A 13,407-nucleotide genomic window follows, 5' to 3' on the forward strand; every position below is an offset into this window, starting at 1 on the left:
GCACCGAAGTCGGTCAAGGAAATGCTCACCGGCCGTCACCCGTCCCGCGCAGTGCTGGGCCGAACGGGTCAAGCGAGCGCGACCTCGGCGGAGCCGGTGATCACCGGACCGTCGTCGTCGATCGTGACCCACAGCGCGAGGCGCGCCCGCGGCTCGCCGTCGACCTCGACGATCTCCTCGACGCGGCCGTGGCAGCGGGGCCGCGCGTGGACCGGGGTGATCCGCCGGAACCGGCCGCCCAGCGAGCGCACCCGCTCCGGCGGGAACCACGCCACGAGCACCCGCCCGAGGTAGCCCATCGCGACCATGCCGTGCGCGAAGACGTCGTCGAACCCGGCGGCGCGGGCGACGTCGGTGTCGATGTGGACGGGGTTGTGGTCGCCGGACGCCCCGGCGAACAGCGCCAGCATCGCCCGGGTGACCGGGCCGGTCTCGACCGCCGGCAGCTCGGTCCCGACCTCGATCACGCCGCCCCCTCGTGCACCACGACGATCGTGTTGCGCAGCTCCGCGACGAGCTCGCCGGCGCGGGTGACCGCCGACTCGCGCACCAGGAGCTCGAGACGTCCGCCGCCGCGCGCGTAGACGTCGGTGACCCGGGTGGTGAAGACGATCTCGTCGCCCGCGTGGAGCGGTCGGTGGTGGGTGAAGTGCTGCTCGCCGTTGAGCACGGCGGCGAGGTCGACGCCGACGTCCTCGAGAGTCCGGTAGATCGCCTCGGTCTCGGTCTCGAGCCCGGCGAGGTAGGTCGGCGGCACGACGAGGTCCGGGTGGCCGGCGGCCCGCGCGGCGGCGAGGTCGCGGTGCACGCCGTCGGGCGGGTAGCCGAGCAGGCGGGCGAAGAGACGCAGCCGGCTGCGCTCGAGGGTGACGGCCTCGCTGAGGGTCTCGCGCCCGATCACCGACCTGTCGATCACGTGGTCTCCCTCGCGGGCCGCGGACCGGTACCGCGTGATCACACCAGAGCCGTCGGCTCCCGACCAGGCCGTGCCGTGACATCGCCGGAGGGCGCGGGCTCAGCCCGCGTGGTGGTAGGCGTGCACCACCGCGTGGCCCCGCCCGCGTCCGATCATCCAGCGGTTGACGGGCACGGTGACGACGAACGCGACGGCGAGCGACACGGCGAGCGCGCCCCAGAACAGGACGCTGCCCAGCCCCGCGTCCATGGCGCCGGGGATGCCGACCATGAGGCCGTTGTCGACGAGCTCCATGACGGCGATCGAGATGGTGTCGGCCGCGAGGGCGACGCGCAGGGCCTGCCGGAAGCCGACCCCGGCCCGCAGCACCCCGCGCATCGTCAGGGCGTAACCGAAGACGAAGGCGAGCGCGACGGACAGCACGACGGTCGCCGCGCCGTGCCACCCGAGCGCGGTGCCGATCACCATGCCGAGCACCTCGCCGATGGCGCACCCGGTGAGGCAGTGCAGCGTCGCCTGCGCGGCGGTGGACCAGGACACGGACGCCCAGCCCCGGGTCCCGGTGGTGGTGTGGTCCATGGCTGGCAACATACCCCCCGGGGGTATTTAGTCAAGGCCAACCGGAGCGGCTCGTCCTCGCCCTGCGATGCTTCGTGGATCCCACCGTCGACGGTCAGGAGACCGCGTGCAGAAGGACGCCAACGCCGACTGGGTGCACGTGCGGATGAAGATGATGGACTTCAAGGCGCCGCACGCCGCACCCCTGATCGCCTACGCGGACGAGGTCGCCACGGCCCTGGGCCTGGAGCCCGGGGGCATCCCGTACCCCGACCCCGCGCACGGCGGGACCGGCGCGGAGGTCCTGTTCGTGCTCTCCCACCCCAGTGAGCACGCGATCCGCGACCGGGGTGGCTCCGGGCTGCTGTCGCTGGAGAACAAGGACTTCCCGTCGCGCAACTGCTTCGACGAGTGCCGGCGCATCGGGCTGGACTTCGATCGCGTCACCCACTGGAACGCGGTCCCCCAGCCCCTGCCGAAGGGGAAGAACCCGGGCGTCGAGGACCTCCGCGGCGGCGCGCGCTGGCTGCCGGGCCTGCTCGAACTACTCCCGAAGCTGCAGGTGGTCGCCCTGCTGAGCCGCAACGCGGAGACCACCTGGGACGCGGCGCTCCCCGACCCCGTCCTCGACCGCTTCGACCCCGTCCGCGGACCGGGTCCCGGTCAGCAGGGCATGGCGAACCCGGGTGCGCGCCAGCGGCTCACCGACGTCTTCGACGAGATCGCGAAGCGGCTCGGCACGACCCCGCCGGCGTAGGTCACCCGGCACCGTGCGACGACGAGGGGGAAGATGGTTGTCAGCTCAACCGTCTTCCCCGCGTGAAGGAGCCCCATGACGGAGGCCGCCCGCCCCCTGCTGCAGATCATCGTCGCGAGCACCCGGCCCGGGCGCGTCGGCGAGCCGATCGCCCGATGGTTCGCCGACTACGCCCGGGAGCACGGGGCGCTCGACGTCGAGATCGTCGACCTCGCCGACGTCGACCTGCCGATGTTCGCCGAGCCCGAGCACCCCCGTCTGGGCCGCTACACGCTGGACTCGACGAAGGCGTTCAGCGCGACCATCGCCCGCGCGGACGCGTTCGCGATCGTCCACCCCGAGTACAACCACAGCTACAACGCCGCGCTGAAGAACGCGCTGGACCACCTCAACCAGGAGTGGGCGGGCAAGCCCGTCGCGCTGCTCGGCTACGGCGGCGTGGCCGCGGGCGCCCGGGCCACCGAGGCCCTCCTGCCGGTGCTGATCGCCCTGCGCATGTCGCCGGTCCCGGCCACCGTGCCGATCCCGTTCGCCGCCAAGCACGTCTCCGGCGAGGGCGAGGCGCGCACCTTCACCCCGGCCGCCGAGACCGAGGCCGGCGCCAAGGCCGCCCTCGACGGCATCATCGGCTGGCTCGACGTCCTGGGCCTGCGCGGCGTGCGGTGAGGGCCTGACGGCCTCGTGAGTGGAACGGGCGGCCCTGGCAACCCAAATCACTCACGAGGCCGTCAGGCCATCACCACGTGTCGATGTGCGGCCGGACCTTCTCCGGCGGGGGGCCGACCGCGCGCGGCACGAACGACGAGGTGATCCAGCGTCGGGTGTCGGCGGGGTCGATGACGTCGTCGATCTCGTAGACCCCGGCGACGGTGAGCGCCCGGCCCTTCTCGTACTCGGCGGCGACGTGGCGCTCGAAGAGCCGCTGGCGCTCGTCCGGGTCGGCGACCGCGTCGAGCTCCTTGCGGTAGCCGAGGCGCACCGCGCCCTCGAGGCCCATGCCGCCGAACTCACCGGTCGGCCAGGCCACCGCGAACGCCGGCGCCTTGAGGCTGCCGCCCATCATCGCCTGCCCGCCGAGGCCGTAGCACTTGCGCGTCACCACGAGCCCGAGCGGCACCGAGAGGTTGGCGCCGACCGCGAACACGCGGCTGAAGTGCCGCACGGTCGCGTGGGTCTCGGACTCGGTGCCGACCATGAAGCCCGGGGTGTCGCACAGCGAGACCACCGGCAGGCCGAACGCATCGCAGAGCTGCAGGAACCGGGCGGCCTTGTCGGCCGCGTCGTGGTCGATGGCGCCGCCGACGTGGGCCGGGTCGTTGGCGATCAGCCCCATCGGGCGGCCCTCGACGCGGACGAGCGCCGTGACGATCCCGGGCGCGAAGCCGCGCCGCAGCTCGAGCACCGAGCCGACGTCGGCGAGGCCCTCGACGACCGCGCGCACGTCGTAGACCCGCACCCGGTTCTCGGGCACGACGTGGCGCAGCAGCCGCTGGTCGGGCGCCTCCCAGTCGGCCACCGCACCCTGGAAGTACGACAGGTACCTCCGGGCGACGCGCGTGGCCTCCTGCTCGTCGGCGACGAGCACGTCGACGACGCCGTTGGCCACCTGCACGTCCATCGGGCCGACGTCGTCCGGCGCGACGACGCCGAGCCCGCCGCCCTCGATCATCGCCGGGCCGCCCATGCCGAGGCTGGCACCCTCGACCGCGATGATCACGTCGCAGAGACCGGCGAGCGCGGCGTTGCCCGCGAAGCAGCGCCCGGCCACGACCGCCACCAGCGGCACCCGCGCCGAGAGCCGCGCGAAGAGCTCGAACGCGGGGACGTCGAGCATCGAGGCCCAGCTGCCGTCGGTGTCGCCGGGCCGCCCGCCGCCGCCCTCGGCGTAGACGACCACCGGCCAGCGGCGCTCCGCGGCGATCGCGAACGCGCGGTCCTTCTTCTTGTGGTTGGTGAAGCCCTGGGTGCCCGCGAGGACGGTGTAGTCGTAGGCGATCACGACGGCGTGGGCGTGCTCGGCGCCGACGAGGTCGGCGTTGATCGTGGCCGTGCCCGCGAGCATGCCGTCGGCCGGTGTGCGCTCCACGAGGTCGTCCAGCGAGCGCCGGGCGCGCTGCGCCGCGATCGCCAGCGCGCCGTACTCGACGAAGCTGTCGGGGTCGCAGAGCTGGGCGAGGTTCTCCCGGGCGGTGCGCAGGCCCGTGCGGCGGCGCTTCTCCACGGCGGCGGGGCGGCGGTGGTCGAGGCCGGTCGCGTGGCGGTCGAGCACCTCGGCGAGGTCGGGGCGGACGTGGTCGGGGTCGACGGCGGCGGCGTCCTCGACGTCGTCGGGCGCGGTCTCGTCGGGCGCCACGACCAGCAGCGCGTCGCCGGTCGCCACCGTGTCGCCCGCCGCCACCGCGATCGTCCCGACCGTGCCCGACACCGGGGCGGCCACCACGTGCTCCATCTTCATCGCCTCGAGCACGAGCAACGTGCGGCCGGCCCGCACGACCTCCCCCTCGGCGACCTCGACGGCGACGACGGTGCCCGGCGCGGTGGCGTGCACGGCGTCCCGGCCGGGCTCCGGGCGCGGGGACGGCGCCTCGGGGGCGGCCGCGGACCGGACGAACCGGTGCGGCCGCCGCGCGGCGAGGATCGCGGCGAGGTGGTCGTCGAGGAAGTCGGTGCTCAGCTCGCCCGCGGCGAAGGCGGGGTGGCCGACGATGCCGGCGAGCACGTCGACGTTCGTATCGACGCCGGCGATGTCCACCTCGGAGAGCGCGCGGGCGGTCCGCGCGGCGACGGCGGCGAGGTCGGCGCCGGGATCGGAGACGATCAGCTTGGCGAGCAGCGGGTCGTAGCGCAGGCTCGTGCGCAGGCCGACGTGCCCGGCGCCGTCGACGCGGACGCCGCGCCCGGAGGGCAGCTCGTAGGCGGTGAGCGTGCCGGCGGTCGGCGTGGTGGTGCCGTCGGGCGCGGTGTGCTCGAGGGTGATGCGCGCCTGGATCGCGGTGCCGCGGGGAGCGGGAGCGGGGTCGAGCCCCAGGTCGGCGAGCGTCGCGCCGGCCGCGAGCCGGATCTGCGCGCGCACGAGGTCGACGCCGGTGACCTCCTCGGTGATCGTGTGCTCCACCTGCAGGCGCGGGTTGACCTCGATGAACGCGTAGCGCTCGGCGCTGACGAGGAACTCGACCGTGCCGAGGCCGCGGTAGCGCACCGACGCGCCCAGGCGCACCGCGGCCGCGTGCAGCCCGGCGCGCACCCCGGGGTCGAGACCGGGGGCGGGCGCGACCTCGACGACCTTCTGGTGGCGGCGCTGCACGGAGCAGTCGCGGTCGCCGAGCTGGACGACCGTGCCGGTGCCGTCGCCGGCGATCTGCACCTCGACGTGCCGCGCCGGGCGCAGCAGCTCCTCGACGTACACGCGGTCGTCGCCGAACGCGGCGCGCGCCTCGGAGACGCAGCGGGCCAGGGCGTCCGCCAGCGTGCCGGGGTCGGTGACGCGGCGCATCCCGCGGCCCCCGCCGCCCGCGACGGCCTTGACCATCACCGCGCCGGCCTTCTCGAGCAGCGCCGCCGCCCCGGCGCGGTCGGCCGCGTCGAGCACGGGCAGCCCGGCGGCCGCGGCGAGCTCGCGGGCGCGGGTCTTGTCGCCGAGCTCGCCCAGCACCTCGGGCGACGGCCCGACGAACGTGATCCCGCGCGCGGCGCACGCCCGCGCGAACGCCGGGCTCTCGCTGAGGAACCCGTAGCCGGGGTGGACCGCGTCGGCGCCGGCCTCCGCGGCGGCGCGCAGGACGTCGTCGACGTCCAGGTAGGCGGCGACCCCCGAGCCCGCGAGCGCCACCGCCGTGTCCGCCTTCGCGACGTGCGGCGCGTCCGGCTCGTCGGTGGCGTGGACGGCGACCGACGCGATCCCGAGGTCGGCCAGCGCCCGGGCGACGCGGACGGCGATCTCGCCGCGGTTGGCGATGAGCACGCGCGAGAAGACCTGGTCCGTGGACATCGTCGTCAGTGTCGGTGACGGCGGCCCGGATCGCGATCAGGCACGAGCCTCGGGCGGTAGGTGTACCAGCCCCGGCTGACCCACCAGCCGGCGCCGACGGCCCGCCAGACCAGCCCGGCCGGCAGGACGAGGACGCGGCGCACTCCCATGGCACCTGCCTACCGGCCGTCCCGGCGCGTGGCGTCGACGGGGGCACGCACGGGCGGTGACGCTCGGGTGACGGTCGGGTGCGCGCGGCGAGCGACCCCTACAGCCCGTAGGCCTCCAGCAGGCGCAGCCAGACCTCGCTCATCGTCGGGAACGAGGGCACGGCGTGCCACAGGCGCTCGAGAGGGACCTCGCCGACGACCGCGATCGTCGCCGCGTGGACCATGTCCGCGACGTCCTGCCCGACGAAGGTGGCGCCGACGACGACGCCCCGGTCGGTGTCGACGACGATCGAGGCGAACCCGTCGTAGCCGTCGGCCTGCAGCGACCCGCCCGCCACGTTCCCGATCTCGTAGGAGACGGCGCGGACCGTGAGCCCGGCGTCGCGGGCCCCGGCCTCGGTGTACCCGACCGCGGCGATCTGGGGGTCGGTGAAGATCACCTGCGGGACGGCGGTGTGCTCCGCGGTCGTCGCGTGGTGGGAGTACCGGCCGCCGAGCTCCGCGCCCCGCGACCGCGCGACGACCACGTCGCCGCAGATGCGCGCCTGGTACTTGCCCATGTGGGTCAGCTGGGCGCCGGTGCTCGCGTCGCCGACCGCGTAGAGCCAGTCGCCCTGCACGGTGGTCGTGTCGTCGGCCGCGAGGTGGGTGCCGGGCTCGAGCCCGACGGTCTCGAGGCCGAGGTCCGAGGTCGCGGGCCGGCGCCCGGCCGCGACGAGCAGCTCGGCGGCCCGCACCTCGGTGCCGTCGTCGAGCGTGGCCACCACGTCGCCCCCGTCGCGGCGCACCGCGGTCATCGAGGTCGAGAGCCGGACGTCGACACCGGACGCGGTCAGCGACGCGTGCAGGCGCCGGCCGGCCTCGGGCTCGGTGGCGGGGACGAGCCGGTCGGAGTGCTGGACGAGCGTCACCCGCGCGCCGAGGCCGCGGAACGCCGTCGCCATCTCCACGCCCACCACGCCGCCGCCCAGGATGACGAGCGACGCCGGCACCTCCTTGACCTGGGTGGCCTCCTGGTTGGTCCAGGCGTTCACCGTGTCGAGGCCCTCGACCGGCGGGAACACCGGCACCGAGCCCGTCGCGACGACCACCGAGCGGGCGGCGACCGAGGTCGTCGACCCGTCGGGGTGGGCCACCTCGACCGCGCGCTCGCCGGCGAGCCGCCCGTGGCCCCGCAGCAGCGTGATGCCCGCGCCGGAGAGCCAGTCGGCCTGACCGGAGTCGTCCTCGCCGGCGAAGGCGTCGCGCCGCGCGAGCACCTTCTCCGCGTCGACCGCGCCGGACACCGCCTGCGCCACCCCGGGCATGCGCTGCGTCGCCGCGTACAGGTCGACCGGGCGCAGCAGCGCCTTCGACGGGATGCACGCGTAGTACGAGCACTCGCCACCGACCAGACGGGACTCGACGATCGCCGCCGACAGGCCCTGCTGGTGGGCGCGGTCGGCCACGTTCTCGCCGACCGGCCCGGCCCCGATCACCACGACGTCGACCTCGAGTTCGCTCATGAGCCGTTCTCCTCCTCGCCCGCGGTCACGTCCGGTGCATCCTCCGGGGCGCCGGGCCGCGGGCGCCACCGACGCGCGGGCGACGACCCCCGCCGACGCGGGGACGCACCCCCTCCCGGCGGCCGCCTAGCGACGCTTCGCGCCGTCCAGGAACTCCGTGACGCCGGTGGCCACGGCCTCCCCCAGCGCGTCGGTGCCGGCCGGGTCGGCGACCGCGGCGAGATCGCCGGGGTTGGTGAGGAACAGGGGTTCGACCAGCGCGCCCGGCATGGCGCTGGGCTCGTCGATGTAGCTGGGGATGCGCGGTCCGAGCAGCACGAGGTGCCCGCCGCCGGCCTCGGCGCCCGACGAGTCGTCGGCGATCCCGCGGTCGAGCGGCGCGTGGCCCGCGGCGGTCAGGCGGGTGCGGATGGCGGTCTGCAACGACTGCGCCAGCGCGCGGTTCTGCGCGGCGAACGAGCGCTCGGGCTCGTAGAGCGTCTCGGTGCCGCCGACCTCCGCGTCGGCGAACGAGTTGAAGTGCACCGACACCAGCGCGTCGGCGCGCGCGAGGTTGGCGCAGCGCACACGACCCAGCAGGTCGCGCTGGCTCGCGTCGGTGGTCAGCGCGCCGTCCTGGACCGCGCCGCGCGCGAGCGGGGTGCCCAGCGCGTCGGTGCTGCGGGTGAGCACGACGGTCGTCCCCCGCGCGCGCAGGCGCTCCGCGGCGGCGCGGGCGACGGCGAGCGTGAGCTCCTTCTCCCGGTGCACCGTCCCGTCGACGGTGCCCTCGCTGCCCGGGTCCGGTCCGCCGTGCCCGGCGTCGAGGGCGACCGTGGCCGCGGGGCCCGGGCCGCTCGGGGGCAGCCGGAGGCACCCGCCGGGCGGGAAAGCGGCCGGGTCGACGGCGACGGGGTCGGGAGCGGGGGCCGCCGCGGCCCCACCGCGTGGGCCGCTCGGGGCCCTCTCCTCCTGCGACGCGACGCCGAGGACGAGCGAGGCCGCGGCGAGGAGCGCGACGACGGCCGCCTCGAGGGCCCGGCGCGGTCCCCTCCGGGTCCGCACGCCGGGGGTGTCGGAGTGGTGTCGACCCACGGGTCACGCACTTCCGCCGGGCTGTGTCGGTCCGATCACGGGGCGTGAGGCTAGAGCGGCGCCGGCGCGGCCCCGGACGACCCTGAGAGCTCCCGCCGGCGGCTGCGACCGGCGGCGGTCCCGGCACGGCGAACGATCATCCCCGCGTGTCCGACACGCCGTGGAGGGGCAACGGGCTGCGCCGAGAGGCGCACCGGGCTCTCAGGGCGTCCCGCCTCAGGCCCCGAGGAACGCCTCCACCCCGAGCCAGGCCCCGAAGACGAGGAACAGCACCGCGGCGCCGATGCGGATGGCCTTCTCGGGCAGGTTCCGCCCGAGCCAGCGGCCCACGACGATCGCGAGGGCGTCGGCCGCGACCATGCCGACCGTCGAGCCGACCCACACGCCGGTGACGCCGCCGGCGCCCGGGTACTGGGTGGCGAGCGTGATGGTCGCCAGCATCGTCTTGTCGCCGAGCTCGGCGAGGAAGAAGGCGATCGCGACGGCGACGAACGCCGAACGCTTGGTGGCGCTGCTCTTGTTCTTCTCCTCGTCGGAGAGCGCGTCGCCGCGCCACGTCCAGACGCCGAACACGATGAACGCGACCGCGGCCGCCAGCGCGATCCAGAACGTCGGCAGCGTCGCGCCGAGCAGGTGGCCGACGCCGACCGAGACCGCGTGGGTGACCGCCGTGGCGGCGGTGATGCCGAGCAGGACCGGCAGCGCCCGGAAGCGCGTCGCGAACGTGAGCGCCATCAGCTGGGACTTGTCGCCCAGCTCGGCGACGAAGATGACGGCGAAGCTCAGGGCGGTGGCGGCGAGGAAGCCGGTCACGGGGGCGTGTGCTCCTCTCGGTCGGTCGGACCGAGGGCGCACTCTCCGGCCCGACCCGTGTCGAACGGGCCGTCGCCGAAGGTCTCGCCCGCCGCCGGGAACCGGCGGCCGCCGCGGCCGGACGCCCGGGGGCGTCAGCGTGTCGACCGCGATGTTGGGAGCTACTCCCCTTCGCTGCGACCAACATAGCGAATGGCGCGCGCCATTTCCAACAATGCGTGACGGCGACCACGGACGAGGCGATGTCGGCCACCCGCAGGAATTGTTTCGGCGCGCCGAAATCGAATTCGGGGAGCGCCGGAAATCGTGGTTCGGCCCCGGCGTGCGGCGCGGTGGGGCCGGCCGACCTCCGCGGCGGCCGGGGCAGGGGTCGCGGCGAGTCGGCCCAGGTCACCCGGTTCCGCCACGCTCGTCCCGTCCGGGGACGCCGTGACACCGCCGTGGGGCCGTTCGGCCGCACCCATACACACGGTGTGACGCAAGTCAACCGTTGCTTGGCCGGATGATCACCACCACCATCACCTGCGACGCGATCTCTCTGCGACATCGGCGTATCGAGGAGCTGTGGTGCCGTGATCCCCATCATCGAGTTCGTCCTGGGCATCGCGGTGCTCGTGTACAGCGCGGAGAAGCTCATCGGCTATCTGGTCGGGGTGGCCAGCCGCTGGGCGGTGTCGCTGTTCCTCATCGCGGTGGTGTTCACCGGCATCGAGTTCGACGACCTGGCCTTCGGCATCGCGCTGAACCTCGAGGACCTCAGCGAGGTCGCCCTCGGCACCGTCATCGGGACCACGATCGCGATGACCGGCATCGTGCTCGCGCTGATGGCGATCGTGGCGCCGTGCGAGATCGACGTGCCCAAGAGCTACCTGGCGCTGTTCGTCGCCGCCCCGGTGGTCATGTACCTGCTGGCGCTGACCGGCACCCTGGGTACGGGCATCGGGATCGTGCTGATCGTGGCGTTCGTGGCGTTCGTCGGCTGGATCGCTTACCGCGAGTACTCCGCGCGGCGCCCGGTGTTCCGCAACGCCGAGCTCTACGAACAGCTCGAGAAGGCCGGCGTCGGCGCCGGCGGGGGAACGGCCACCGCCACCCTGACCCGCGAGGGCGGCGGCGGGGACACGACCGGCGGGGACACGACCACCGCGGACAGCGGCCGTCCGCACCGCTTCGACCTGCCGCCGGATCTGCGCGTCGACCAGGGCTTCCTCAAGGCCCGCGCCACCTCCCCGGCCGGCACGATCATCCTCGCGGTCGTCGCCCTGATCGGGCTGGTGGTCGGTGCCTTGATCGCCGGGCAGGGCACCGAGGGCATCCTGGAGACCTTCGAGATCGAGGGCACCGTCTTCGGCGTCACCATCGCCACCCTCGCGCTGACCCTCGAGGACATCCTGCTCTCGGTCGAACCCTCGAGGCGCGGGGCCCCCGAGATCGGCATCGCCAACGTCATCGGCAGCGTCGTGTTCTCGGTGACCGGCAAGCTCGGCATCATCCTGCTGGTCGGCGGGGCGATCCTCGTCGACGACGACACCCTGGCCTGGCACCTGCCCGTGCTGCTCGTGATGACCGTGCTCTCCGCGGTCTTCCTGGCCACCGGCAAGCTGCGGCGCTGGCACGGCGTCGTCCTGCTCGCCCTCTACGTCACCTACTTCGTCCTGAGCCTCGTGCTCTTCGGCGAGGTCCCCGTCGACGACTGACCCGCTCCGCACCGCCAGAGAGGACGACGACAGTGACCAAGGATCGAGTCGGAGCGGGTCTCGCGGTCCTCGCCGCCATCATCGGACTGGTACTGGTCTTCCAGTTCCCCCAGTCCGAGCCCGGCGGCGACGATGACGACGACGGCCCCGAGACCAGCGAGGTCGCCCCCGCCGTGCCGGGCCAGCCGGCCCCGGGCCAGCCCGCCCCCGGTCAGGTGCAGCAGCCCGCGCCGGGCGGCCAGGCCGAGCAGCCCGCCCCCCAGCAGCAGGAACAGCCCGGCGACACCGACGGCGACGACGACGATGACGACGGCTGACGTCTAGGCGAGACGCTCGCGCAGCGTCGCCACGCCGGGGCCGTCAAGGGCGTCGAGGTGCGCGGCACGTCCGGCCATCGCCATGACGAGCGCGAGCGTCGGGCCGGTGACCTCCGGTCCCTCGCCGGCCGTGAACGGGCCGTCGGTGGCGACGAGGCGCAGGCCGGCGGACATCGTCTTGCCGGCGACCGTGAAGTCGCGGCTCGCGACGAAACGGGCGACCTCCGTCGTCACCTCGACCGGTGGCGTGCGGACGAGGCCCAGGGGGCGGCGCACGTCCTCGCCGTGCACGACGACCTCACCGAGCCACGCCTGCTTCGGGCCCCACGTCGACGTCGTGCTGCCGATGATCGCCCGGAACCGCGCGAGGGTCTCGGCCGGCGTGGCGCCGCGGTGCTCGGCGAGGCGCCGGTCGTTGTGGAGGTCGAAGTCGAACCGGGCGCCGAGCACGCTGCGCACCCAGCGCCACGGGCCGACGCTCGCCGCCGCGGTGAGGTGGGCGACGGTGTCCTCGACCGTCCACCGGCCGCACAGCGACGGCGTCGCCCACTGCGCGTCGGTGAGGTCCGCGAGGTCGTCGGCGAGCGCGGCCCGCTCGGCACGGGTCGCGGCGAGCACGGTGGCGTCGGTGGTCATCTGCATCAGGATCCCTTCCTCGCGGACGCGTGTCGGGAGGTGGACGGACGCGAGGGCCGGGACTCATCGGACCCGTTCTGAGCGAAAAGCACTTTCGGTCGGATAGACGGGCGAGGGGCGCCCCTCGCCGGAACGGTGGCGGGGCGCGAGCGGCACCGTGCCCATGATCAGCGGATGGGGCGGGCTGCAGAACGTGCCGCTCGCCGGTGTCCGAACGGTGGCCGGCGTACGCCGCGCCGGCTCGTGGAGATCACGGGCACGTCGTGCACGTCCGCCTGGCGCCGACGGTGCACCAGGTGCCCGTGATCAACGGGCTGGTCGGGCTGCTCACCCCGGCGACTCTGAGCGAGTGGCACCTTCGCTCGGATAGAGGGGCGAGGGGTGCCCCTCGCCGCGACGGCGCCGGGCGCGAGCGGCACGGTGCGCGTGATCGACGGGTGGGTCGGGCTGGCGAACGCGGCCCTCGCGAGATCGCTGAGGCAGTCTTGGTGTCGCGGGTGTCGCTACTGTCGTAGATGTCCGCTAGAATCGAACGCGTGAGCGAACGGGTGCTCGGGGTGAGGGAGCGGGACGCGATCGAGCGCGCCCGCCTCGCCGAGACCGCCCGCCGCCGCGAGGCCTACGTGCGTCTGGAGCAGGTCGCCGAGCTCGAGGAGCTGCAGGTCGCGGAGGTGACCGGGGACCGCTCCACCGCGCGGGTGCTCGAACAGCTCTGGCGGGTCGGGGCGCTCGAGGCCCGCCGGCTGGTCGACCAGGCCCGCGACCTGTGCGGTCGCCGCTCCATGACCGGCGAGGTGTTGGCGGCGCGGTTGCCCGCCACCGCGACGGTGGCCGCGGCCGGCCGGATCGGCCCGGCCCACATCGGGATCATCCGGGCCACGATGCGCCGCCTCGACCGCGTCGACGGGCTGCCCCGACAGGAATGGGTGGACGCCGAGCAGCGGCTGGCCGACGAGGCCACCCGGCTGGGACCGCGGGGGTTGCAGGCGGTCGCCGA

The 13,407-nt window shown here is 74.6% G+C and carries 13 protein-coding genes; 5 read left to right on the forward strand and 8 right to left on the reverse strand.

What is annotated here, in order from left to right:
• Positions 1 to 68: 68 nt before the first annotated feature.
• From ACFPK1_RS32455 to ACFPK1_RS32465, 3 genes are all read right to left on the reverse strand, one after another.
• Entirely contained in the window at positions 69 to 467 is a 399-nt protein-coding gene (locus ACFPK1_RS32455) for a MaoC/PaaZ C-terminal domain-containing protein (RefSeq protein ID WP_378025060.1), read from the reverse strand.
• Complete coding sequence (locus tag ACFPK1_RS32460) at positions 464 to 916, reverse strand: FAS1-like dehydratase domain-containing protein (protein ID WP_378025061.1); 453 nt, start codon at positions 914 to 916, stop codon at positions 464 to 466. The genes ACFPK1_RS32455 and ACFPK1_RS32460 overlap by 4 nt, the downstream gene beginning before the upstream one ends.
• Positions 917 to 1,015: 99 nt before the next feature.
• Entirely contained in the window at positions 1,016 to 1,495 is a 480-nt protein-coding gene (locus ACFPK1_RS32465) for a DUF4396 domain-containing protein (protein WP_378025062.1), read from the reverse strand.
• 106 nt (positions 1,496 to 1,601) lie between these two features.
• Here ACFPK1_RS32465 and ACFPK1_RS32470 point away from each other — a divergent pair, with 106 nt between their 5' ends.
• Both ACFPK1_RS32470 and ACFPK1_RS32475 read left to right on the forward strand, forming a co-directional pair.
• Positions 1,602 to 2,231: a uracil-DNA glycosylase family protein gene (locus ACFPK1_RS32470; RefSeq protein ID WP_378025063.1), complete on the forward strand. Its 630-nt coding sequence runs from the start codon at positions 1,602 to 1,604 to the stop codon at positions 2,229 to 2,231.
• Between the two features lie 75 nt (positions 2,232 to 2,306).
• The gene (locus ACFPK1_RS32475; protein ID WP_378025064.1) at positions 2,307 to 2,897 is read left to right on the forward strand and encodes an NADPH-dependent FMN reductase; all 591 of its coding nucleotides are present in this window, start codon (positions 2,307 to 2,309) and stop codon (positions 2,895 to 2,897) included.
• A 70-nt stretch (positions 2,898 to 2,967) separates the two neighbouring features.
• On the opposite strand, the gene ACFPK1_RS32480 is transcribed toward ACFPK1_RS32475, so the two are convergent.
• The 4 genes from ACFPK1_RS32480 to ACFPK1_RS32495 all read right to left on the reverse strand — a co-directional run bounded on the left by ACFPK1_RS32480 (position 2,968) and on the right by ACFPK1_RS32495 (position 9,760).
• On the reverse strand, positions 2,968 to 6,219 hold the full coding sequence (locus ACFPK1_RS32480) for an acetyl-CoA carboxylase family protein (protein WP_378025065.1): 3,252 nt from the start codon (positions 6,217 to 6,219) through the stop codon (positions 2,968 to 2,970).
• Positions 6,220 to 6,466: 247 nt separating this feature from the next.
• Positions 6,467 to 7,873 carry a dihydrolipoyl dehydrogenase family protein gene (locus ACFPK1_RS32485; RefSeq protein WP_378025066.1) on the reverse strand — a complete coding sequence of 469 codons (1,407 nt, stop codon included), beginning with the start codon at positions 7,871 to 7,873 and terminating at the stop codon, positions 6,467 to 6,469.
• Positions 7,874 to 7,999: 126 nt separating this feature from the next.
• Positions 8,000 to 8,917, reverse strand: coding sequence for an N-acetylmuramoyl-L-alanine amidase family protein (locus ACFPK1_RS32490; protein WP_378025067.1), 918 nt, complete (start codon positions 8,915 to 8,917; stop codon positions 8,000 to 8,002).
• Between the two features lie 246 nt (positions 8,918 to 9,163).
• Positions 9,164 to 9,760, reverse strand: coding sequence for a TMEM165/GDT1 family protein (locus ACFPK1_RS32495; RefSeq protein WP_378025068.1), 597 nt, complete (start codon positions 9,758 to 9,760; stop codon positions 9,164 to 9,166).
• Positions 9,761 to 10,332: 572 nt separating this feature from the next.
• Here ACFPK1_RS32495 and ACFPK1_RS32500 point away from each other — a divergent pair.
• On the forward strand, positions 10,333 to 11,457 hold the full coding sequence (locus tag ACFPK1_RS32500; RefSeq protein WP_378025069.1) for a sodium:calcium antiporter: 1,125 nt from the start codon (positions 10,333 to 10,335) through the stop codon (positions 11,455 to 11,457).
• Between the two features lie 32 nt (positions 11,458 to 11,489).
• Entirely contained in the window at positions 11,490 to 11,774 is a 285-nt protein-coding gene (locus ACFPK1_RS32505) for a hypothetical protein (RefSeq protein WP_378025070.1), read from the forward strand.
• Between the two features lie 3 nt (positions 11,775 to 11,777).
• Here the strand turns inward: ACFPK1_RS32505 and ACFPK1_RS32510 are convergent, their stop codons facing one another.
• Positions 11,778 to 12,410 carry a maleylpyruvate isomerase family mycothiol-dependent enzyme gene (locus ACFPK1_RS32510; RefSeq protein ID WP_378025071.1) on the reverse strand — a complete coding sequence of 211 codons (633 nt, stop codon included), beginning with the start codon at positions 12,408 to 12,410 and terminating at the stop codon, positions 11,778 to 11,780.
• A gap of 536 nt (positions 12,411 to 12,946) precedes the next feature.
• Between ACFPK1_RS32510 and ACFPK1_RS32515 the strand changes: the two genes are divergently transcribed.
• Positions 12,947 to 13,407 (forward strand): DUF222 domain-containing protein (locus ACFPK1_RS32515; RefSeq protein WP_378025072.1); only part of this gene is annotated, 461 nt, incomplete at its 3' end.

Origin of the sequence: Actinomycetospora rhizophila (assembly GCF_042657905.1) — a bacterium.
Classification (GTDB): domain Bacteria; phylum Actinomycetota; class Actinomycetes; order Mycobacteriales; family Pseudonocardiaceae; genus Actinomycetospora; species Actinomycetospora rhizophila.

What these genes read in the sequence shown, in the direction of transcription:
- ACFPK1_RS32485 (WP_378025066.1), bottom strand. Translation starts at nt 7,873, where the DNA reads ATGAGCGAACTCGAGGTCGACGTCGTGGTGATCGGGGCCGGGCCGGTC.
- ACFPK1_RS32475 (WP_378025064.1), top strand. Translation starts at nt 2,307, where the DNA reads ATGACGGAGGCCGCCCGCCCCCTGCTGCAGATCATCGTCGCGAGCACC.
- ACFPK1_RS32510 (WP_378025071.1), bottom strand. Translation starts at nt 12,410, where the DNA reads ATGACCACCGACGCCACCGTGCTCGCCGCGACCCGTGCCGAGCGGGCC.
- ACFPK1_RS32465 (WP_378025062.1), bottom strand. Translation starts at nt 1,495, where the DNA reads ATGGACCACACCACCACCGGGACCCGGGGCTGGGCGTCCGTGTCCTGG.
- ACFPK1_RS32480 (WP_378025065.1), bottom strand. Translation starts at nt 6,219, where the DNA reads ATGTCCACGGACCAGGTCTTCTCGCGCGTGCTCATCGCCAACCGCGGC.